Genomic DNA, 23201 nt, shown 5'->3' with positions numbered 1-23201 from the left:
GCGGTTAAAATAGTATTTTTTGTGCGAACTAAAACCTATTTTTGCACCCTAAATTTAAGATTATGAGCATTGTTGCCATAGTGGGGAGACCAAATGTTGGGAAATCCACTTTTTTTAACAGATTAATTCAGCGTAGAGAGGCTATAGTTGATGCTGTGAGCGGTGTTACTCGCGACCGTCATTATGGAAAGAGCGATTGGAATGGAAAAGAGTTTTCGCTAATAGACACTGGTGGTTATGTAAAAGGGAGCGATGATATTTTTGAAGCTGAAATTGATAAACAAGTAGAATTAGCTATAGATGAAGCCGATGCAATTATCTTTATGGTAGATGTAGAAAGTGGCGTTACAGGTATGGATCAAGAAGTTGCAAAGCTGCTTAGACGATCAAAAAAACCTATTTTTCTAGCTATTAATAAAGTTGACGGTGCTTCACGTGTGAATGCCGCATTAGAGTTTTATTCCTTAGGATTTGAATATCAATACAATCTATCTAGTATAAATGGAAGTGGTACAGGAGATCTTTTGGATGATCTTGTAAAGGCATTACCTGATACTGATGAACCAGATGATAGTGAGTTACCGCGATTTGCTGTTGTTGGTCGCCCGAATGCCGGGAAATCATCGTTTATTAATGCCCTTATTGGGGAAGATAGATATATCGTAACAGATATTGCAGGTACTACCCGTGATAGTATAGATACAAAATACAACCGTTTTGGATTTGAATTTAACTTAGTCGACACTGCGGGAATTCGTAAGAAGAGCAAGGTAAAAGAAGACTTAGAGTTTTATTCTGTAATGCGAAGTGTTCGTGCTATCGAGCATTGCGATGTCATTATTCTTGTATTTGATGCCACAAGAGGGTTTGACGGCCAAGTTGAAAATATTTTTTGGTTGGCACAGCGAAACAATAAAGGAATTGTGATTCTTGCTAACAAATGGGATTTAGTTGAAGATAAAGACACAAGTAGTGTTAAGGATTACGAAAAGTATATCCGTCAGCAAATAGAACCTTTTGTAGATGTGCCGATTGTATTTATTTCAGTACTTACGAAACAACGAATTTACAAGGCTATTGAAACAGCTGTTGAGGTTTACAATAACCGAAGCAAAAAAATTAAAACTAGCGAGCTAAACGAGGTGATGCTACCGATAATTCAGAATTATCCGCCACCAGCATACAAAGCAAAATATGTAAAAATTAAGTTCTGTATGCAATTGCCTACTCCATATCCTAGTTTTGTTTTCTTCTGTAATCTGCCTCAGTATGTAAAAGATCCATACAAGCGCTTTATAGAAAATAAACTTCGAGAAAACTTCGATTTTAATGGAGTGCCAATTACTATTTACTTCAGAAAGAAATAATATTTTTTTTAATAGAAATCAATTACAAATAAAGGTTTGCTCAAGTAGAGTGAACCTTTATTTTTTTATCTAGCTTTAATCGCAAACTACTGAAGAACTTAAGAGAAAATTGAAAAATAGGGCTTAATAGGAAGGTGTAGATAAAAGTCACCCAAAAAACAGGTCCTCCTAAGAAATACCCTATAACTAGTACAATACTTTCTACCAAGATTCTAGCTTTGCTAATAGACCATCGCAAGCGTTCAGATATTGATAGCATGAAGCCGTCGCGCGGTCCTGCGCCTACTCCGCCAGAAACATATAAACCGCCTCCTATTCCTATAAGTACAATCCCTACTAATAGAATTAAGTAATCTGTCCAAGTGTTACTTGCTTTAGGTAAAATATCTAGCCATAAAAAGAAATCCATTATGGGGCCAATTAGCAAGGCATTTAAAAATGTACCGATATTTACGTATTTCTTACTGACTACTAGTGATACCCCAATTAAAGCTAAACCTACAATAATACTCCAAGTTCCAATAGTTAGTCCAAGTTGATTGTAAAGGGCTACGTTCAACACATCCCAGGGGTGCAAACCTAGGTACTGAACTTTAATTGAAAAAGCAGCACCAAGACCAAAACATACTAAGCCGCTAAAGTAAAATACATAGCGGATGATGTTTTGTAGGGGACTAGCTTTAGATTGTTCTTGCATATTGAATTACTAATAGAAAAGTGTAGACTTGTAGTTTAAATTGCTGAAATAAAAAAGGGATGCATCCAAAATGGAGCCTCCCTTTTATAAAATTTCAAATTTTCAACTTATAGTAAAGAAACAGTTAAACCTGCGTCTGTTTTTTCAACTTTAACAATCTTACTTTTTGTAAGACCTTTAATGGCTTTGTCCCATTTCTTATTGCTTAAACCACTTTGTGTTTTCAGTTCTTCTAGGTCAATTGGAGAATTAGCTTTTAAAAGATTGAAAACGGCTTTTTCATCTTCGCTCATTTCAACTTTCTTTTTTTCCGGACGCATTTGCGGGAAGAAAAGAACTTCTTGAATTGAAGCGTTATTTGTTAAAAACATAATCAGTCGGTCCATACCAATTCCCATTCCACTTGTAGGAGGCATTCCGTATTCAAGAGCTCTTAAGAAGTCGAAGTCTATAAATGCTGTTGCTTCATCGTCACCTCTATCCGCAAGTTTTAATTGGGCTTCAAAACGTTCGCGTTGGTCAATAGGGTCGTTAAGCTCGCTATAGGCATTTGCAATTTCTTTCCCACAAACCATTAATTCAAAACGTTCAGTTAGTTCTGGATTATCGCGGTGTTCTTTACACAACGGGCTCATTTCTTTAGGGTAATCTGTAATGAAGGTTGGCTGTATAAAGTTACCTTCACACTTTTCGCCAAAAATCTCATCGATTAATTTACCTTTCCCCATAGTGTTATCTATTGGTACATCTAGGTCTATTGCAGCCTGACGAATTTCATCTTCAGTTTTTCCAGTAATGTCAAACCCTGTGAATTTTTTAATAGCATCTGCCATTGTAACTCTTGGGTAAGGTGCTTTAAAGTCGATTTTATGTTCTCCGAAAGTAGCTTCAGTTGTGCCATTAACTTCCATAGCACAGTGCTCTAGCAATTGCTCACAGAAGTCCATCATCCAGTTGTAGTCCTTGTAGGAAACGTAAATTTCCATTGCAGTAAACTCTGGATTATGCGTTCTGTCCATCCCTTCATTTCTGAAGTTTTTTGAGAATTCATACACTCCATCAAAACCACCTACAATCAATCTTTTTAGGTATAATTCGTTTGCAATTCGCATATACAAAGGAATGTCAAGCGAATTGTGATGCGTTACGAAAGGTCTCGCAGCAGCACCACCTGGTATAGGTTGTAAAATTGGAGTTTCAACTTCAAAATAGCCACGCTCATTAAAGAAATCACGCATAGCATTAAAGAGCTTAGTGCGTTTTATAAAAATTTCCTTCACGTGTGGGTTTACAACTAAGTCGGCGTAACGTTGGCGGTAACGTTGCTCTGGATCGGTAAAGGCATCGTGTACTTTACCATCGGCATCAATACGAGGTTGAGGTAGTGGTTTTAAAGCCTTGCTTAAAAGAGTGAAATCTTTTACCATTATGGTTTTTTCACCAACTTGAGTTTTAAAAAGCTCGCCTTCAATCCCGATAAAGTCCCCTATATCTAATAATTTTTTATAAACGTCATTGTAAAGCGTTTTGTCTTCGCCTGTACAAATTTCATCTCTGTTAAAATACACTTGAATACGACCTTCAGCGTCTTGAAGTTCGGCGAAGGATGCTTTTCCTTGAATTCGTCTAGACATAAGTCTTCCAGCAACAACCACCTTTTTACCTTCTTCAAAGTTTTCCTTTATCTTTTTAGAGGTTTCGGTAACTGGGTATAGTTCTGCAGGGTAAGGGTTGATTCCCATTTCTCGCAGCTGCTTTAATTTGTCTCTACGGATGATTTCTAGTTCAGAAAGTTGCATATATTTTATGTAAAAAATGAATTTGCAAAGATAGGGAAATGAAATGTGAAATAAGAGAAGAGAATTGTCAAATGAATAGTGATATTTTGAAGGTTTTATTCGTTGTGATTATTTCTAATAAAATGAAATGTATTGGGTGAGATTGCCATAAATTTTAGGGCAAATGAATTCGAATTAAATTAAACTTCATTATTCAAAAAAAACGTAGATTTGTTTTATGAGTTTTTGGAGAGTCTTACTTGCAATTATTTTCCCACCACTATCCGTTATAGACAAAGGATGTGGATCTGTTTTAATAGTTCTGATACTAACCCTTTTGGGTTGGATTCCAGGTGTGATAGCTGCCTTAATTATATTAAACAATCCTAATAAATAAACACTTGTGAAAAAATTAATTATTCTAGGCCTGTTAGCTATCTCATTTGTGAGTTGTCAATTTTCAGAAACACTTGTTATGAACGAAGATGGTTCTGGAAATTTAAGCGTTGAAGTTAATCTAAGTGAGATGATGGCTTTTAGTGCAGGAGCAATGGGAGATTCGGTACCTGTGAAACTTGATACCATAGTGCATATAAGGCAATTTTTGGAGGAGAAAAAAGATAGTATCGCTACGCTTTCAGCCTCTGAACAAAAAAAATTAAAAGCCTTAGAAAACTATAACATCGGAATTAAAATAGATTCTGATGCCTCTGAAATGGTTTATAATATTGCAACAAATTTTAAAGATATAAGTGAGGCAAATAATATTCACGAGGGCTTAGGCCAGGTGGGTAATATGGCGCCAAACTTAAATTCAAATTCTTCGGAAGGAAAGAAAAAAGAATCTTCAGAAGAGAGTATTGGCGTGCTTTACACCTTTAATAATGGTGTGTTTAAGCGCGACGCTTATATTAAAGATGAGGCAAGTCATAAAAAAGAAGTAGATAGCTTAAAAAATACCGAAGCATTTTTAAGTAGTTCTAAGTATACGTTGAACTACACTTTCCCTAGAAAAATTAAAAAAGCTTCAAATCCTAAAGCAACTTTTTCCGCAGACCAAAAAACAGTGATTTTGAAGGAATCTTTTATAGAATACTTTAAAAATCCAGATTTATTAGACTTGGAAATAGAACTGGAAAAGTAAGCCCATAATAATTCTTCAAACTATTTTTTCGGGAGCTGTAAAATATAGCCTTAACACTTTTGTGCTTAATATTTGGTTTGGTATTTGTATATTTCAAGTATAGACGGTTTAAAATCAATAAATCAAACACTAACCTTAAATTACTTAATTATGAAATTGCTAATATACATGCTGCCTTTATTAATGGTTGGCGCCTGTAAAACGACACAAACCGATTCGGTTATTACTAACACAAATACTATGGAAGAGACTATAAATAAGAATTCTGGATGTCCTGACGATGGTACTTGTGGTATTGAAGTATATAAGAATAAAAAGTTAACTATTCTGGACGATGGCACAGGTTCCTTATACCCTGAAATGATAGAAGGAGATGCGATGGTGGTTGAATACACTTACTTTAGAGAGGGGCCAGAGGGAACGGTAGATGGAAATTATTCGGAAACTATCCACTTCGAAATTCCGCAGGCAGCTACAAATCTTAAAAAGGAAAATGCGGCTTTAGCTGATGTAAACTTATATTATGGAAAACATTGTTTCTGTAAAGGAGAGGCGGGATATTACCCAGTAACAGATGGAAAACTATTAGTTGATGTTAGCGAAGAAGGACTTGTATTTGATTTGATTTTTAATGTAAATAAAACCTCCCAGGTAGTGAGACATATTTCTGAAATGATAAAATTCGACTAAATCTTACGTTTACTTTAATACAGAATATCTATAAAATTAAAATGGCCGCCTATATTTAGACGGCCATTTTTTATGGTTTAAAAAGCTTGATTAAGAATTAATTTTTCATCAATTTCTTAGTAGCAGTTTTGTTTCCGTTTTTAACTACTAGGAAGTACATTCCACTATCAATATAGTTGTAGTCTAATTGCTTGTTAAATACTCCAGAAGTATTAACATCGTCATAGATAAACTGATTGATAATTCTACCTCTTAAGTCGTAAAGCGATACTTCTATGTTTTCACTAGAATCAGGAGTAAAGCTTAAGTTGAATACTCCACTAGATGGGTTAGGGTATACTGAGAAGTTCTCGAATGAGAAGTCTTCAGTGCCTACAGTTCCTTCTACGATAATTTTAGTATCGTTAATAGAGTAGAAAATATTATCAGAAGCCATAACCATAACTCTACCATTGTTTGTGTTTACGTTAGGTACGTTAATAGTTGCGCTTCCAGTGTTAGGTACATTAAGAGCAATAGTAATTGGATAAGTAAAACCTCCATCAGTTGAGAATTTAATATCAACATTAGAGCAGTTTACTGGAGCCGCATCACTATTTGCAACATCCCAAGTAATAACTTCAGTACTTTGTGTAGTCCAATTAATTGGGTTATTAGGGTCTGACTGAGAAGTTACTTTAAATGGTCCACTATTTCCATCAACAGTAACAAAAGTATTGTCACTTGCTGTAGCTCCACCACCGGCAGCGTTATCTCTAACAGTATATCTAAAGTTCATGTTTCTACCTACAGCAGGAACTGCTTCCCATCTGTTTGCTGTTGGAGGATTGTTTCCACCAAGGTCACCAGAAAGAACAAAATTAATTCTTGGCATAAATCTATCAGGTGAATCTGAAGGCTCTTCCGATCTAAATGCTGGTCCGCCAATTGAAGTATTTCTTGGTGGCATAGGAGCAATTTCAGTGTTCATTTGTTCCCAAGTATGAGTAAGTGCATCGCCATCAGGATCTGAAGCCGTGCCCATTAATATAAATGGAGTAGACTTTGGAATTGTACGTCCAGGACCTGCATCTGCCACAGGAGGTTGGTTTCCTGTTGGTGTTTGTACACCACATTGACCAACACCAGAAGAAATATTTATCCACATTTCTTGGATACTTCTTGCATGGAAATAATCGTCACTTCTACTCTGTACGTTAGGGTTACAAATACCAGCATAAGCCATAATTGTAGATCCACTACCTGGTTCTACAGCTGTACTGTTATTACGGTTACCATTACAAGAATTATTAAAAGTATGGTTAGCTCCATATTGGTGACCCATTTCGTGTGATACATAGTCAACATCATAAGCATCCCCTTTTGGACTGTTTGTACCTGTTACACCACGAGCTTTGTTAGGAGTACATGGAGATCTTAGCTGAGCTAAACCACCAGCACCTGTACTAAAGGTATGTCCGATATCGTAATTTGTAGGACCAATTTCAGCATCAATCACAGTCTGACTTTGGTTGATAAGTATTCCTGCATTGTTATTTGTAAATGGATCACTTGCAGCGTCTAAGTAAATAATGTCAGTATTGTTTGGTACTAAAATCATTGTAAGCGATAAATCTCTTTCGTAAATACCATTAACACGTGTCATTGTTACGTTAATAGCAGCAAGAACAGCGGCCTTTTTAACTTCGTCTGTAGCTGAAGCAGGTATTCCTTGGTCATTTAAATGAAATTGAGAATACTCACCCGTTGTTGCAACCGCTAGTCTGAAAGTTCTTAACATACCATCATTGGCATTTCTTTCATTATAATTTGGCTCTGGTCCTACAGCTTCTTCAACTAAACACTCAAAACTTTCTGGGTTAGAAGGAAGTTGGTTAAGATTGTAAGAAATGTAAAAATCTTTGTTTTGTGTAAACGGATCGATGTAAACAGTAGAATGATTACCAGAAGAAATCATACCGTGTAATCCTAAGTCTGAAACACTAAAACGCGCTACAGCAGTTGGGTCGTCGATACCTTTTGCAGTGTACGAACGAATGTTTCTGTATCTGTTTTGTAATTCAGGAGACATAACTGAAGCTTCATAAACGCGGAAACTTTGAAGTTCGCCGTTATTTGAAGGAAGCTTTATAATTACATTTGAATTTCCAGTATTTCTAGCTGGAGCTTGTGCTAATGCAGATCTTAGCGATGGAGTATTTAATTTGTATAGGCTGTATTCTGCAGGCATAGTTCTGCGAAATTCTTTCTGCAGAGACTCTGTGTCTGTGTTGCGGGCTTTCGTCCACAACGAATTGTTCTGGGCACTTAATCCAAAGCTAAATAAAGCAATGATTAAAACCAGTAGTGGTTTAAAAGTACTTTTTTTCATTTTTAGGTATAATTTTTATGAATGTTTAGAATTGTAAATATAAGAAACCTTTAATAGATTTAAGGAAAATTTAAGAGGTTATGTATTGAGTTTAGTAGATAAATATTGGTATTCAGCTCAAAACGACCTTTTATTCTCTACTCAAGTATTCCAATAATTATATGATTATAGCCTTATAAAGCCGTACATCTTAAAAATTATTTGAGAAAAAACTGTAGAACTAACGCACTAGTTTTTACATCGAATACATTATTACAGAATCTGCACCCCCTTTAACTACTAGGTTTGTAGTTCGTTTTCCTTGACTTAAACTCGCTTCTGAAGTTCCATAAACAGGAAACCCATTTTGAAGTTTTCCATTTTCATCAAAAACATAAACCTTTTTCTCTTGAGTTTCGGTTATGGTAGTGTAGTAATTTCTGTTTATCTTATAAAGCTGAGGTTGTGTGTAGATTCCCAATGGCAATTCTGCTAGCTTGCCATTTATACGCAGTAAATTATCGTCCAGAGTAGCCTTTGTGTTTCCAGAAATTGTAAACCAATAATTAGCACCAACATCTAATTTTAAAGATGACACTTTACCGTCTGGAGTGATTCTTTCTTTAGTGTTTTCTTTTGTAATTACCACAAAAGTGTTGTCCTCTTCAGCAATTGGAATACTTGAAAAATTGAATTTTTTAGAAACTGAAACTCTAGATTTCCCAACGCGACTTAAAATATTTAAACTACCGTTTTCTTCTGCGATTACGATATAATCCTTACTTCCCATTCTAATGTGAATTGGCGATTGTACTATCGAGCTTTTCGCTTTCTTAAAACCAAAGCCTGTAACAAGTTTTGCGTTTTTATCGTACATAAGCACTTCCTTGTCCTGAATAACTACAAAACGATAATTTCCATTGTTGTCGTAGTCAAACACTGAAAGGGGTTGTGTTACCTCATCTTTAAACTTTATAGGAAACGACTTTGAATCTTTTCCATTTCTATCTAATAGGTAGAAAGCACTCTTAGTGGTAAACGCAATGTGTTTGTTTCCTGAAATGGAAACTTCTTCAACTTCGCCGAGTATTGCAGAATCTAGGTTTTTTGACCAAAGAATTTTCCCGCTTTCAGAAATGAAGTAAAGTTTATTCGTAATATCCTGTACCACAATTTTACTTTCTCCATTCTTGGTTTTAACGAGTTTCGGAGCATTTAAAATCGTGTTTTCAAGTTTTACATTGAATTTTTCTGAAACTTTTTCTGACGATTTTTTTACATTGCCACCTACTTCTTTGCAGCTTAAAGTAACGTGTGCGAAATTGCGATCGTAGCTAAATTGTATAGCTGCTAGTGGAAACTTTTCAAATGAAATTTTCTTAAAAGTATTGTCATTTTCAAAAAGCAGAGATAGCGACTCAGATAAATCTCCTTGTAATTTTAAAACTAACAATGAAGAAGCGGTGCTTAAATCTACAATAGTGTTTTCAAAATATGATGTGTTTTTTAATGTATTGTTGTTTTGATAATCACTGATAATCTGTTGCGCAGAAATTTCACTTTCTGTAAAAACGAAAAAATTATCCAACTGAAATACATAGTTAGCTTTTTCAGAATTGATAAGCGGTGAGAAGGTTTCTCTAAACAATTTTGGCTCGCTAAAACTTTTAATTTCAACTTCACGAAATGAACTTTTTGAAGTAACAAAGCGGGCTAATGCATCGCTAGTTAATAAGGCGTCAATGCTTTTTACGAAAATTGCAGATTCTTGTTTAAGTTCGATTATCCCTGCCTCACTTACCGACCCGAATATACCAGTAGTTTGTATAGGTTTTGTATCACCTTTATAATGGCGAATTTTTTCTTGGATACTTTCTGCGTCGTTAAAGGTAAAGCTTAAAGCACTTTTTGCATCCGAAGGGATTAACAGCGCAACGTCATTTTGTTGTGGTATCTGACCTTGAAAAATATTAAGCAGTTGAGGAATAGTGTCTGTAGCCATGCTTATTCCAGTTGCTGTAAAATTCTCTGAAGAAAAGTTAATGTCTAAAGCGCTCCAAGATGTGAAATTTATTTTTGTTGAGTCATTTATAGCCTCTTTTTTGCCGCGCAGTAAGGCTGTAAAATCGTTGGAGGATGGTAAATTAAACACTTTTTTAAAGGTGGCATCACCCTCGGTCTTCCCATTTAAAATGTCCTTTATAATTTGTTGGGACGACGAAACAACTAATACACTATCAATAATCGTTGAATAGGCTGTGTTTTCATCAATTGAAACCCTTTGAAATGACTTTTTATCTAACGTTAAAGTTTCAACAGATTTGTTTTTAACAGAATCTAACTGAAATAGTTTATCTGTGTGTTTTGTGATAAAAGTATAAGCAGAAACAGAATCGTTAATTTTATTTATACTTAAAAGACTCTGAGAAGTTGGGTGAAGGTTTTTAAGTATTTTATCCTTTTTAGTGAAATAAGAATAGATTTCGGTGTTTTCGAACTTAGAAAGCAGTGCACTATTTTCTATATCTGCCTGTAAGTTTTCGAAATTTGAGATCTTAAAAACTACAGCGGCATTTTCTGGAACAAAATCCATTAGTGTTCCTGTTTTTGAAGGTGAGTTATCACAACTTGCAAAGACTCCCAAAAGGATTGGGATGAAAAGTAAAACCGCGAATAAATTTCTATTAATTTTTCCCATAAAACAAAAATAGCAATGTAATGCAATCGTTTAGCATATTGTTTAAATAGTTTATTGACGGGTTGTCAACAGTTCTCCTCCATAATTGATACACTATTATTAAGGAGATAATTTATAAATCTAATAAAGTTGGGTCGGGTAGGAGTTTAAAGCTTTTCCTGTGAAAAATTGAACTCCCTAATTCGCGAATAGCTTCCCGGTGCTCCTTGGTTGGATATCCTTTGTTTTTCTTCCAGTTGTAATGCGGAAATTTTTCGTGGATTTCATGCATAAACTCATCGCGATGGGTTTTTGCTAAAATAGAAGCTGCTGCAATATGCAAATATTTCCCATCTCCTTTTACTACACACTCAAATGGCGTATCGTTAAAAGGTTTAAACTTGTTTCCGTCAACCGCAATAAATTCAGGAGGTGTAGATAGACCTGCTATCGCTCGATGCATTCCTAAAATAGAAGCATTTAGGATGTTTATTTTATCAATTTCATCCATCATAATATGTACTACAGAGTAGCAAATAGCTTCTTTTTCAATAATAGCTCTTAGTTCTAATCTTTTCTTTTCTGAAAGTTGCTTGCTGTCTGTTAAAAAAGGATGCTGGAAATCGTCGGGAAGAATTACAGCCGCCGCCGTTACAGGTCCAGCCAAACAGCCGCGGCCAGCCTCATCGGTGCCGCATTCTAGAAGATTGTTGTTTATTTTTAGTTTAAGCATACTAAATACAAATCTCATTAAATTTTATAAATACGGCTAATTAAAAAGCACCAAATATTTAAGATCCAAATTTCAAAATTTCAAAATTCTTCTCTATGTCATTTTAAGTGGGTTGTTTGTTAAAAATTTCAAATTTTGAATGGTATTCTATGGCTTAGCAAAATTTTACGTAAAAAATGATGTGAGTGGTGGATTAAGCAAACTTGCGCCAACCGCTAAAATTATTTTAATTTTAACAGTTTAAAAACTATTAGATATAGTGTATAAATTTAAGTGAACCTTTAGTTTACGCCGTAACGAGGGAAATTTTTAGTAAAGTTTTGTTCTGCCTAGACTTTTTTTGGTTCTTTTTTTTTGGCAATGAAAAAAAATGAACAATTATATTTACATTAATCAATTATAATAGTTATCATATTATTCATTAATACTAAACTTAATATACCTACTTTAATTAATATGTTATTAAAATTCCAAAATTTTACCAATCACTCTTTTCAATTGAAATTTTGACTTTTCATTTCTGGAGTTTATTTGAAATTTGGATATTGTTATTTGAAATTTTTACCAGTTCTCTTTCAATTAAAAATAAATTACCTTTGCCCAAAAGTTATCTCGAAGATGAAAAGACTCCTATTGCTACTTCTTATATTGTTCGCTTCGGGAACTGTGTATTCGCAAAATAACACTCCCAAAAAGGAGAAACCCCCAATAGATTTTTATAAAATCATTTCTCACGATAGAGATACTACTTATGTAGATACCACACTTAGTATTTATAAGAAATATAAATTCAATTATTTGAGAAGAGATAATTTTGAATTATTACAGTTTTCCAACGTGGGTCAAACCTATAATTCACTAGCGTATTCCTTTGATAAATTAAACTTAAAGCCACTTTTTGCAGCGCAAGCGAGACATTTTAACTATAAGGAAATTGAAGAAGTAAACTATTTTAATGTGCCTACACCGTTTACCGAGTTGTATTTTAAAACAGCTTATAATCAAGGGCAGCAATTAGATGCTTTTTTCACGGTAAATACCTCACCGCAGTTTAACTTTTCTATTGGTTATAAAGGAGTGCGATCGCTTGGAAAATATCAAAATATATTAACGAGTACAGGAAACTTTCTTTTTACTTCCAATTACCGTACAAAAAACAACCGATATGTTATTCGGGCTCACGTTGCAGCACAGGATTTAATGAATCAAGAAAATGGTGGTTTAACAGATAATTCACTGCGATTATTTATGAATGGTGACCCTGAGTTTAGCGACCGAGGTAGATTGGATGTAAATTTTGAAGATGCTGAAAACAAACTAGAAGGGCTTCGTTTTTACGCAGATCATTATTATGAACTACTCAGCCAGCGCGATAGTACAAATTATTCTGTTTTAACAATCGGAAACGTGTTAAGCTATGAGGATAAGTTTTTTGAGTACAAGCAGGACACCCCCTTTAGTACCTTTGGTCCGTCGTATGAAAATGCCGATTTGTACACAAAAACAAAGCTAGAAGATTTTAATGTAAAAGCTTACGCCGACTATAACAGTTCATTGTTGGGGAAAATTACTGCTTGGGCAGGTTATAACGATTTTAATTACGGGTATAATTCGGTTTTAATTCTCGATGAAAATAGAATTACAAATAGGATTAAAGGAAATATTATAGAAGCTGGAGCAGCATACGAAAAGGAATATCGCGGGTTTAAATTATCAGGAAAAGGAGCAATTAATATGGCTGGAGATTTTGATGCAAATTACCTGCAAGCCGCTGCCTCATACGACTTAAATGAAGAGTACAATGCGAAGGCATCTATAACAACTCACTCTGTAGCTCCAAATTTTAATTTTCAATTATATCAAAGTGATTACCAAAATTACAACTGGAAAACCAATTTGAACAATATAAAAACGCAAGAGCTAAAGTTTGAGATAAACACCAAGAGGTTTGGAAATGCTTCTGTGAGCTATACGGGTATTGACGATTACACCTATTTTGGAATTAGAGAAAACGACAGTACTCCGTCGCCAATACAAGCTTCTGAGCGTGTAGATTACCTTAAAATAAAAGCGCAAAAAGAATTTACATTTGGGGTTTTTGCTTTGGAAAATACAATAATGTATCAGCAGGTTTTTAATGGAGATAATGTGTTTAACGTGCCTCAATTAATTACTAGAAACTCACTATACTATCAAGACCATTGGTTTAAACGTGCGTTGTTTATGCAAACAGGGGTTACGTTCAAGTATTTTACCGAATATAATATGAATGCTTACGATCCTGTGCTTGCTGAATTTTACGTGCAGAACGATCAGAAACTCGGAGGGTATCCATTGGTAGATGTATTTTTTAACGCTAAAATTAGGCAAACCCGTATTTATTTCGTGTACGAAAACCTTACCTCCTTATTTGGCGGGAATAACGATCACTTTGCCGCACCAAGACAACCTTATCGCGATGCAGTATTGCGCTTTGGATTGGTTTGGAATTTCTTTTTATAGTTTCAGGACTTCAATGCTGTTTTTTATTTATGTTTTTCACACAAATTGAAATCAAGCGACTAGTGAAATATAAACTTTGATTGGTTTTCGATATAATTTGAGTGTTGGGATATTGCTTTGTAATTACCCAAGCTGTCTATCACATTGTAATTTATAAAACATTAAGACATAAAAAAACCCTTGAATTTTCAAGGGTTTTATAATATCTAAGAAAGTATTTTGCTTAAAATAGATGTTTCAATCTAGTCTTGTAACAATCCTCTAGAAATAACAATTTTCTGTATTTCTGAAGTACCTTCGTATATCTGTGTAATTTTTGCATCACGCATTAAACGCTCTACGTGGTATTCTTTTACGTAACCGTTTCCACCGTGAACTTGAACTGCCTCAACAGTAACGTCCATTGCAACTTGACTAGCGTAAAGTTTAGCCATTGCACCGCTCATATCGTAGTTGTTTCCTTGATCTTTATCCCAAGCAGCTTTCATTACTAAATGGCGAGCAGCTTCAATGCTAGTGTGCATATCAGCTAATTTAAATGCGATAGCTTGATGGTTACAAATTTCTGTACCAAAAGCTTTACGTACTTTAGAATACTCACGAGCTAAATCGTAAGCACCAGATGCAATTCCTAAGGCCTGAGAAGCGATACCAATACGACCTCCAGAAAGTGTTTTCATGGCAAATTTAAAACCGAAACCATCTTCGCCAATTCTATTTTCCTTTGGCACTTTTACATCGTTAAAAATTAAAGAGTGAGTATCACTACCTCTAATTCCTAATTTATCTTCTTTAGGACCAACTTCAAAACCTTCCCAGCCTTTTTCAACTATGAAAGCATTGATTCCTTTGTGTTTTTTCTCTTTATCAGTTTGAGCGATTACTAAATAGAAATCTGCAGACCCACCATTGGTAATCCAGTTTTTTGTTCCGTTTAATACGTAGTGGTCACCTTTATCTATTGCTGTAGTACGCTGAGATGTAGCATCGCTACCTGCTTCTGGTTCGCTTAAACAGAAAGCGCCAAGTTTTTCACCAGTAGCTAGCTTGGTTAAGTATTTTTGTTTTTGCTCTTCAGTTCCAAATTTTTCAAGACCATAACAAACTAATGAGTTATTTACTGAAACAATTACAGAGCAAGAAGCATCAATTTTGCTCAACTCTTCCATAACAAGAACGTATGAAACAGTATCCATTCCGCCTCCACCGTATTTTGGATCTACCATCATTCCTAAGAAACCGAGTTCGCCCATTTTTTTAACTTGCTCAGCAGGGAATTTTTGTTGGTTATCACGTTCTATTACACCTGGTAAAAGTTCGGTGCGTGCAAAATCACGAGCTGCGTCGCGAATCATTAAATGTTCTTCGGATAGACTGAAATCCATAGGGCTTATTATAAGTGAAAATTGTGTTTTTATAAGAAAGGGCAAAGATACTTATAAAATGTAAATTCCAAAAAGACAATTCCTAATTTATAAAGAAACATCAAACGCTACTTTTCAATAGATTAGAGCAAAATTCTGTCGATATTTATCTTATCTGAATTTTATTTAGAATTTGGTTCTCTTAATATGAAATTTTTAGTATCATCATTGGTATATTTAAATTTAAAATATTCTTCAAATTTTGACAAAAGAAACTTATCGTATTATTGGTGTAATGAGCGGCACATCCTTGGATGGGATAGATTTGGTGGAATTAGAATTAAATGTCTCAATAAATAAAGATATTCCTACTTCGCTTCAGATTTTAGATCAATCTCAGGGTGATGTTGAAGGCAACTCCTGGAATTTCCATATTCGTGCAGCTGAAACAGTACCGTATTCTATAGGTTGGAAAAACGATTTACAAGAAGCAATAAACTATTCTGAAGATAAACTTGAGGTTTTAAACCTAAGGTACACCGAAAAGCTTGCTGAAGAAATTACAAAGTTTATTGAAAAACACGATATTCAAGATATTGATGCGGTGTGTAGTCACGGGCATACGATCTTACATCAACCCGATAAAGGGATAACATTACAAATTGGAAATTTACCTCATATTTCAAAATTACTTGGATTGACGGTGGTTTGCGATTTCCGAGTGGAGGATGTAAACCTTGGCGGACAAGGCGCACCTTTGGTTCCTATAGGCGATAGGTTATTGTTTTCAGCTTATGACTATTGCTTAAATCTTGGAGGTTTTGCTAACTGTTCTTATGAAGAAGGTAATAAAAGAATTGCTTTTGATATTTGTCCAGCGAATATCGTATTAAATAAATATGCAGAAAAGCTTGGTAAAGCGTATGACGAAGGAGGAAAAATTGCTGAAGCAGGTGAGGTAAATCAAACTTTGCTTCAGCAGTTAAATTCGTTATCATTTTATTATGAAAAGCCTCCAAAATCTTTAGGACTTGAGTGGGTGAAAGAAAGTATCTTTCCTTTAATAGATTCGTTTAACATTTCAACCAAGGATGTTTTACGAACTTTTACCGAACATATTGCTGTTCAACTCAAGGCTCAATTCAATGTCAATGCTTCAGTATTAATTACGGGTGGCGGAGCTTATAATTCATTTTTGATTAAAAGATTAAAGCAGATTTCAACTGTTAATGTTATAATTCCCACTTCGGAAATTGTTGAATATAAAGAAGCGTTGATATTTGGGCTTTTGGGAGTCTTGAAGTTACGTGGCGAAGTTAATTGTTTAGCTAGTGTTACCGGGGCTTCAAAGGACCATTCTTCTGGAAAAATCTATCTTCCATAATTTTTCTTAAAATCCACTTATAAACTCTTACAAGTTTTATATTTGCTTTTGCCGAAATGGTATAAATGAATAAATAGTCAATACTCTCCTAAGCAATCGCAAAGGAGAATTTTAATGCTAAATATAATAATGAAAGAACTGCTTAAAAAGTACGAAGAAAAAGATCCTGAAATTGTATTCCATTGGAAAGACCCTGAAACAGAAGCCGAAGGTTGGACGGTAATCAACTCATTGCGAGGTGGAGCTGCTGGTGGTGGAACTAGAATGAGAAAAGGACTTGATATGAATGAAGTACTTTCTCTTGCTAAAACTATGGAAGTAAAATTTTCAGTTTCGGGACCTGCAATTGGAGGTGCCAAATCTGGAATTAATTTTGATCCTGCCGATCCTCGTAAAAAAGGAGTTTTAGAAAGATGGTTTAAAGCTGTTTCTCCGTTATTGAAAGGATACTATGGTACTGGTGGTGATATGAATGTAGATCAGAAAACTGAAGTAATACCATTTACTGAACAAAGCGGTTTATGGCATCCACAGGAAGGGGTGTTTAATGGGCATTTTGCACCTTCAGAAGCCGAAAAAATTAACCGAATTGGTCAGTTGAGAAATGGTGTAAGCAAAACATTGGAAAGTTTGGAGTATTGCCCAGATGTATCAAGAGATTATAAAGTAGCCGATATGGTTACTGGTTTTGGCGTTGCTGAAGCTATTAAGCACTACTACGGAATTTATGGTGGTGAGGTAAAAGGAAAACGTGCAATAGTTCAAGGTTTTGGAAATGTAGGTTCTGCTGCAGCGTATTACCTTGCGCAAATGGGTGCCAAAATTGTGGGTATTATCGACCGCGATGGTGGAATCATCAATAAGGATGGTTATTCTCTAGAAGAGGTAAGGCAGCTTTTCCTTAATAAAAATGGAAACGCCTTAGTAGCAGATAATATGCTTTCTTTTGATGAAATAGATGAAAAAATTTGGAATCTCGAGGCCGAAATTTTCGCGCCTTGTGCTGCTTCAAGGTTAATTACTAAAGAGCAAATTTCTCAAATGATTGATACTGGTCTTGAGGTAATTAGCTGTGGAGCAAACGTTCCTTTTGCTGATAAAGAAATTTTCTTTGGTTCAATTATGGAATACACAGATGAGCGTATCAGTTTAATTCCAGATTTTATTAGTAACTGTGGAATGGCACGTGCATTCGCATATTTTATGGAAGGCAAAGTTGAAATGACTGATGAAGCTATATTTAATGATATTTCAAATACTATTAAAAAAGCAATTCAGAATACATTCGACAAAAATAACTCAAAGACGAATATTAGTAAAACAGCTTTCGAAATTGCTTTAAAAGAGTTATTATAATTTACTAAGTAGAGATAGGAAGAAGTTTTCTGTTTTGAAATTAATTGGTGCAATTGGGCTGTATTTTTTTTGCATTAAACTTCTTCTTATTTTGAAAAATTATATTTCATAACTTATAACAATTTCTATAATCAATTTCCGTTATTCACTAAAACAAAACTTTATTTATGTTAAACTTCTTTATTCAAGAGGGTGCTGATATAGCACAAGATACCGATTCCATCGCTGAAGGCATACCAGTCGAAGCTCAAGAGAAAACTTTATCAATAATGGATCTGTTGTTAAACGGAGGCGTTGCAGGGCAAATAATTATAGGTGTACTGTTTATCCTTCTCTTTGTGGCAGTTTACATTTATTTTGAACGTCTTTTTGCAATCAAAGCGGCGTCTAAAATGGATAACAACTTTATGAATCAGATTAAAGATAATGTTAGCTCTGGCAATATTCAAGCTGCAAAAGTTTTGTGTGCTCAAAACAATACACCGGTTTCACACCTAACTGAAAAAGGAATTTCTAGAATTGGTAGTCCTTTGGAAGACATAAACACGGCAATTGAAAATGCTGGACGTTTAGAAGTTTACAAATTAGAGAAAAACGTAAGTGTTTTAGCAACTATTGCTGGTGCTGCACCTATGATTGGTTTCTTAGGAACTGTAATTGGTATGGTTTTAGCTTTCCACCAACTTGCAACAAGTAGTGGTCAAGCAGAAATGGGAGCTTTGGCTGAAGGTATTTATACAGCGATGACAACTACAGTAGCAGGATTAATAGTAGGTATTATTGCCTATATGGGTTACAACCATTTAGTAGTGCGTACAGATAAAGTGGTTCACCAAATGGAAGCCACTGCAGTAGATTTTCTAGACATGTTAAACGAACCTGCATAATGAATTTAAGAGGAAGAAATAAAGTTAGTGCCGAATTTAGCATGAGCTCAATGACAGATATAGTATTTCTGTTATTAGTTTTTTTCTTGCTTACTTCGCCTGCTATTACACCAGATGCTTTAGATTTAATTTTACCTAAGGCAAAAGGAAAAACTTCTAATGTGCAAAAAGCTTCCGTAAGTATTACAAAAGATGGAGCCTATTATGTAGATAAGGAGCGTGTAAGCGAGTATAGTATTGAAAATGAACTAAAAAAAGTTCTTGCAGGTCAAGATGAACCAACAATTATCTTGCGAGCCGAAGAAGGGGTGCCTATTGAAGACGCTGTATTTGTAATGGATATTGCAAATAGAAATAAGTTTAAGGTAGTCCTTGCTGTAAGACCTAATTAAAAGTGAACATTGTCCTATTAAAGTAAGCGGTCTCCTTACTATTAAAATAATTTTTACTACAAACCCTAATCTCGGTTACTAAGCGAAATCGAAGCATGAAACTTTTAGATACAGAACATAAACGTAAAAGTATGATCATCACGGTAATCGTGCATGTGATTATTTTAATTCTATTGTTTTATGTGGGTATGAAGTATCTCGACCCACCACTAGAGCAAGGAATTGCAATTAATTTTGGAACAACTGAAACTGGAAGTGGGGAAGTACAGCCTGTAGATAGAATTCAGTCTGCACCTAAAAACACTACTCCCGAACCCGTTTCTCAGCCTAAAGCTGAAATACGAGAAGAGGTAGTTACGCAAGATACGGAAGATGCTCCAATTATTAAAAAGGAGAAGCCGAAGAAAGAACAAACCCAGACTCCAGTAAAAGAAGAACCTAAAAAAGAGGTAAAAAAACCAGATCCAAAACCAGACAAGTCAACTACTGATGCACTATCAAGCATCTTAAATGGACCTAAAAGTGATGGCACTGCACAAGGTGGCGAAGGGAACGATGGAAAGCCTGGAGATAAAGGAAGCCCAGATGGTGACCCTAATGCAAGCTCTTATTACGGAACAGGGAAAGGCCTAGATGGGGATGGAAATTATATGTTAGGAGGAAGAAAAGCACTTAACAAAGAAAAGTTTGTACAAGACTGTAACGAGGCTGGAACGGTAGTAGTTAGTATAGAGGTGGATAGAAGTGGAAAAGTAATAAACGCTACTCCTGGAGTACGTGGAACAACCAACAACTCTCGCTGTCTTATAGAGCCTGCTAGACGTGCTGCACTAGCAACAAAATTTAATGCAGACGATAAAGCACCTGCAAAACAAGTAGGGAAAATCATTTACAGATTTAGTCTGTCTGAATAGATCATTTAGATTCTAAAAAAACTTCATTTATAGTTATCTTTAAGCCTTTATTAGTGCAATAAAAATGCATTTATAAAGGCTTAATTTTTTTATTCATTTTTAAATCTCTGTCTTATCAATTATTCTGAAACCATAGCATGGCTTTTTAACCAATTGCCAATGTATCAAAGAGTAGGGCAGTCTGCCTATAAAGCAGATTTGTCTGCCACAATTACCCTTGCCAATTATTTAAACAATCCAGAAAAGAGCTTTAAAAGCGTACATGTGGCTGGAACGAATGGAAAAGGTAGTACGAGTCATATGATTGCTTCCGTATTTCAGGAGGCTGGTTATAAAACGGGATTATATACTTCGCCTCACTTAAAAGATTTTAGAGAGCGAATTAAGATTAACGGTAATATGATACCTGAAGAATATGTTTCAGGATTTATACAAAGGCATAAACCTTATTTCGAAAGCAATCAACTGTCATTCTTTGAAATGACGGTAGGTTTGGCTTTTGACTATTTTAGAGAGGAGGAGGTCGATATAGCTATTATTGAAGTAGGAATGGGAGGTAGGCTAGATAGTACAAACATTATTTCTCCAGAGGTTTCTGTGATTACAAATATTGGTTTAGACCATACAAAGTTCTTAGGGGATACTCTAGAAAAAGTTGCTATTGAAAAGGCAGGAATTATTAAAGAAAATATTCCAGTAGTAATTGGTGAGGCTGTTTCAGAAACTGAAAATGTTTTTAGAAGAATTGCTGTAGAGAAAAATTCTGCAATAGAATTTGCCGAGGCAATAGACTCGTCTAACTATCTTTCAGATTTAAAGGGAATTTATCAGCAGAAAAACATTAAAACTGTTTTAAGTGCTTTGAAGACTCTACAAAACAGGGGTTGGGAGATTTCTGAAGAAAATATTCAAAACGGACTTTTAAATACTGTCAAAAATACTGGCCTAATGGGGCGCTGGCAAATTTTAAATAAAAGTCCAAAAGTAATTTGTGATACAGGTCACAACAAGGAAGGTTTAAAACTAGTTCTTAAACAATTGCAAAACGAAGATTATCAAAATCTTCATATAGTTTTGGGAGTGGTTAACGATAAAGATTTGGAATCTGTGCTTCCACTATTTCCTGTAAATGCTACTTATTATTTCTGCAAACCAAATATTCCACGTGGTTTAGATGCCTCATTACTTTTATCACAAGCAAGAGGTTTTGGACTAAAAGGCGATGACTATTTTTCTGTGAATAGCGCTTTTGAAGCAGCGAAAACTGCAGCTTTAAAAGACGATTTGATTTTTATAGGAGGAAGTACTTTTGTAGTTGCGGAAGTGGTATAAAAAACCCTTTCATCTTAAAGAGAAAGGGTTTTGCAACTATAATTATAATCACTAATTATTTGTTTTTGTTCCATTTAGCGTATTGCTCCTCGGTTAAGGTTTTCTTCATAATATCATCTAATGAAGAGTCAAATTTTTTCTTATTTGCGATTACATTTGCGTCTGTTGCATCTTTACCCTCAATATGCTTTTGGTAGTTTATTTCTTTAGCAACAAGAGCTCTGAAAATCGTTCTACTTTGTTCCCCGTTTAGGTTTAAAGTTTCAGTTAATTCAGCAGTTTCTGCTTTTGCAATTACTTCAGGTCTGTTTTTGTCAACAGATAAAGACTGTGCTGATATGTTTTGAATACCAAAAAGCATAGTAGCTGCAAACGCAATTATTGTAAATAAATTTTTCATCTTTTTTATTTTTAATTTTAAAGTTACTAAAATAGTATATTCTGTTTATAATAGAACAATTATTACGCCAAAATTAACTAATACTTTTTATTTTTCTTTACATAAAGTGTTTCATGCTAAATAAGCCAACTTATAATACTTAGAAATGCGTTGAAATCTCTAAGTTTCTATAAGCTTTAAAAGTGTTTTTCTTTAGGACCTATTCTCAATATTTAATATACTCAGTTGTTGACAGATAAGGCTGATAGTGATAGGTGCAATATTCTTTACTCCCACGCCATATATAAATATAAATAACGCTTATCTTTAAGGAAATCAAGTATTAACTAATAAGAGATTGTTGTTATGCCTTATATAAGTAATTCTTCTTATGAAACGGACTTCATTTTCCAAAATGGGCATATATCTACTATTTATTCTGGAATTATCAGAAAATTAGAGTCGCCAGAATATCGGCGAAAACGATTGTTCTTGACAGATGGCGACTTTCTACTTTTAGACTATGTATTGCAAACCTCTAAAAAAGCAATTATACTGTGTCACGGGTTAGAAGGCGATTCAATGAAAAACTACAATAACGCCTGCGCCAACTTTTTTATAGAACAAGGATACTCGGTCTTTGCTTGGAATAATCGCAGTTGCGGAGGTGAAATGAATTTACTTCCCAACTTATACCATCATGGGTCTATTGAAGATTTGGGAGCTGTAATAAATTACGTTTTAGCTCAAAATATTGAAGAAGTTTTTCTAGTTGGCTTTTCATTAGGAGGCGATCAGATACTGAATTATCTGGGTAGAAAGGAAGTTTCTGAGAAAATAAAAGCTGCCGTGGCTATTTCTGCACCTTTTCAATTAAAATCTAGTGCTGAGAAAATTCAGGGAGGAATAAGCAAAATTTATTTAAGCCGTTTTATTCGAAAGATAAGAGGAAAAATTCAGCAGAAATCCGTTCAATTTCCAAGTTTGATTTCAAAAGAAATATCTAAAAACATTAAAAGTTTTGAAGATGTAATCGATAGGTTTATCGTTCCTGTACACGGTGGATATACAGATCTTGGCGACTATTATAAAAAAGCTTCTCCTGCATATTCTACTGATGGCATAAATATACCAGCTTAAGTTTGATTTTTACTAAATAAGTTAATTTTAAGTATTAATCAGAAAGAACAAAAGAGCGGAGTAAGGTTACTATATACGGTGAAGCTTTAGACTTCGACAACATTGATAATCCCCG

At 34.7% G+C, this 23201-nt stretch carries 19 protein-coding genes; 12 read left to right on the top strand and 7 right to left on the bottom strand.

The annotated features are described in order from the left end of the window. The first annotated feature begins 59 nt into the window (after nt 1-59). Entirely contained in the window at nt 60-1367 is a 1308-nt protein-coding gene (gene der, locus H4O20_RS14160) for a ribosome biogenesis GTPase Der (protein ID WP_139856008.1), read from the top strand. A 40-nt stretch (nt 1368-1407) separates the two neighbouring features. Here the strand turns inward: der and H4O20_RS14155 are convergent, their stop codons facing one another. Beyond that, nucleotides 1408-2064, bottom strand: coding sequence for a YitT family protein (locus H4O20_RS14155; RefSeq protein WP_185099706.1), 657 nt, complete (start codon nt 2062-2064; stop codon nt 1408-1410). Nucleotides 2065-2171: 107 nt separating this feature from the next. Further along, nucleotides 2172-3863: a lysine--tRNA ligase gene (gene lysS, locus H4O20_RS14150; RefSeq protein WP_185099705.1), complete on the bottom strand. Its 1692-nt coding sequence runs from the start codon at nt 3861-3863 to the stop codon at nt 2172-2174. A gap of 217 nt (nt 3864-4080) precedes the next feature. Between lysS and H4O20_RS14145 the strand changes: the two genes are divergently transcribed. The 3 genes from H4O20_RS14145 (at nt 4081) to H4O20_RS14135 (ending at nt 5676) form a co-directional block, all read left to right on the top strand. After that, the gene (locus tag H4O20_RS14145; RefSeq protein ID WP_139855930.1) at nt 4081-4239 is read left to right on the top strand and encodes a YqaE/Pmp3 family membrane protein; all 159 of its coding nucleotides are present in this window, start codon (nt 4081-4083) and stop codon (nt 4237-4239) included. A gap of 6 nt (nt 4240-4245) precedes the next feature. Continuing rightward, nucleotides 4246-4986 carry a hypothetical protein gene (locus H4O20_RS14140; protein ID WP_139855931.1) on the top strand — a complete coding sequence of 247 codons (741 nt, stop codon included), beginning with the start codon at nt 4246-4248 and terminating at the stop codon, nt 4984-4986. A gap of 150 nt (nt 4987-5136) precedes the next feature. Further along, on the top strand, nt 5137-5676 hold the full coding sequence (locus tag H4O20_RS14135; protein WP_139855932.1) for a hypothetical protein: 540 nt from the start codon (nt 5137-5139) through the stop codon (nt 5674-5676). Between the two features lie 97 nt (nt 5677-5773). On the opposite strand, the gene H4O20_RS14130 is transcribed toward H4O20_RS14135, so the two are convergent. The 3 genes from H4O20_RS14130 to H4O20_RS14120 all read right to left on the bottom strand — a co-directional run bounded on the left by H4O20_RS14130 (nt 5774) and on the right by H4O20_RS14120 (nt 11436). Then, nucleotides 5774-8047 (bottom strand): reprolysin-like metallopeptidase, encoded by a 2274-nt coding sequence (locus H4O20_RS14130; RefSeq protein WP_185099704.1) that lies wholly within the window; start codon nt 8045-8047, stop codon nt 5774-5776. A gap of 235 nt (nt 8048-8282) precedes the next feature. Beyond that, nucleotides 8283-10724: a hypothetical protein gene (locus H4O20_RS14125; protein ID WP_185099703.1), complete on the bottom strand. Its 2442-nt coding sequence runs from the start codon at nt 10722-10724 to the stop codon at nt 8283-8285. 112 nt (nt 10725-10836) lie between these two features. Next, nucleotides 10837-11436, bottom strand: coding sequence for a ribonuclease HII (locus tag H4O20_RS14120; protein ID WP_185099750.1), 600 nt, complete (start codon nt 11434-11436; stop codon nt 10837-10839). A 618-nt stretch (nt 11437-12054) separates the two neighbouring features. Between H4O20_RS14120 and H4O20_RS14115 the strand changes: the two genes are divergently transcribed. Further along, nucleotides 12055-13938 carry a putative porin gene (locus tag H4O20_RS14115; protein WP_185099702.1) on the top strand — a complete coding sequence of 628 codons (1884 nt, stop codon included), beginning with the start codon at nt 12055-12057 and terminating at the stop codon, nt 13936-13938. Nucleotides 13939-14180: 242 nt separating this feature from the next. On the opposite strand, the gene H4O20_RS14110 is transcribed toward H4O20_RS14115, so the two are convergent. Then, nucleotides 14181-15323: an acyl-CoA dehydrogenase gene (locus tag H4O20_RS14110; RefSeq protein ID WP_139855936.1), complete on the bottom strand. Its 1143-nt coding sequence runs from the start codon at nt 15321-15323 to the stop codon at nt 14181-14183. Nucleotides 15324-15564: 241 nt separating this feature from the next. Here H4O20_RS14110 and H4O20_RS14105 point away from each other — a divergent pair, with 241 nt between their 5' ends. From H4O20_RS14105 to H4O20_RS14080, 6 genes are all read left to right on the top strand, one after another. Further along, nucleotides 15565-16686: an anhydro-N-acetylmuramic acid kinase gene (locus tag H4O20_RS14105; protein ID WP_139855937.1), complete on the top strand. Its 1122-nt coding sequence runs from the start codon at nt 15565-15567 to the stop codon at nt 16684-16686. A gap of 129 nt (nt 16687-16815) precedes the next feature. Further along, nucleotides 16816-18042, top strand: coding sequence for a Glu/Leu/Phe/Val dehydrogenase dimerization domain-containing protein (locus tag H4O20_RS14100; RefSeq protein WP_139855938.1), 1227 nt, complete (start codon nt 16816-16818; stop codon nt 18040-18042). 167 nt (nt 18043-18209) lie between these two features. Continuing rightward, nucleotides 18210-18929, top strand: a complete 720-nt coding sequence (locus tag H4O20_RS14095) for a MotA/TolQ/ExbB proton channel family protein (RefSeq protein ID WP_185099701.1) — start codon at nt 18210-18212, stop codon at nt 18927-18929. Next, nucleotides 18929-19321 carry a biopolymer transporter ExbD gene (locus tag H4O20_RS14090; RefSeq protein WP_139855940.1) on the top strand — a complete coding sequence of 131 codons (393 nt, stop codon included), beginning with the start codon at nt 18929-18931 and terminating at the stop codon, nt 19319-19321. The genes H4O20_RS14095 and H4O20_RS14090 overlap by 1 nt, the downstream gene beginning before the upstream one ends. 95 nt (nt 19322-19416) lie before the next feature. Next, on the top strand, nt 19417-20235 hold the full coding sequence (locus H4O20_RS14085) for an energy transducer TonB (RefSeq protein WP_165149299.1): 819 nt from the start codon (nt 19417-19419) through the stop codon (nt 20233-20235). A gap of 114 nt (nt 20236-20349) precedes the next feature. After that, on the top strand, nt 20350-21567 hold the full coding sequence (locus tag H4O20_RS14080; protein ID WP_185099749.1) for a folylpolyglutamate synthase/dihydrofolate synthase family protein: 1218 nt from the start codon (nt 20350-20352) through the stop codon (nt 21565-21567). Between the two features lie 55 nt (nt 21568-21622). On the opposite strand, the gene H4O20_RS14075 is transcribed toward H4O20_RS14080, so the two are convergent. Further along, nucleotides 21623-21967: a hypothetical protein gene (locus H4O20_RS14075; RefSeq protein WP_139855943.1), complete on the bottom strand. Its 345-nt coding sequence runs from the start codon at nt 21965-21967 to the stop codon at nt 21623-21625. 345 nt (nt 21968-22312) lie between these two features. Here H4O20_RS14075 and H4O20_RS14070 point away from each other — a divergent pair, with 345 nt between their 5' ends. Continuing rightward, nucleotides 22313-23086 (top strand): YheT family hydrolase, encoded by a 774-nt coding sequence (locus H4O20_RS14070; RefSeq protein ID WP_185099700.1) that lies wholly within the window; start codon nt 22313-22315, stop codon nt 23084-23086. Nucleotides 23087-23201 lie beyond the last annotated feature (115 nt).

Source organism: Aequorivita sp. 609 (assembly GCF_014212065.1).
GTDB lineage: Bacteria > Bacteroidota > Bacteroidia > Flavobacteriales > Flavobacteriaceae > Aequorivita > Aequorivita sinensis.
The sequence above is the reverse complement of the archived record's forward strand: the minus strand, read 5'-3'. Positions and strand labels throughout refer to the sequence as shown.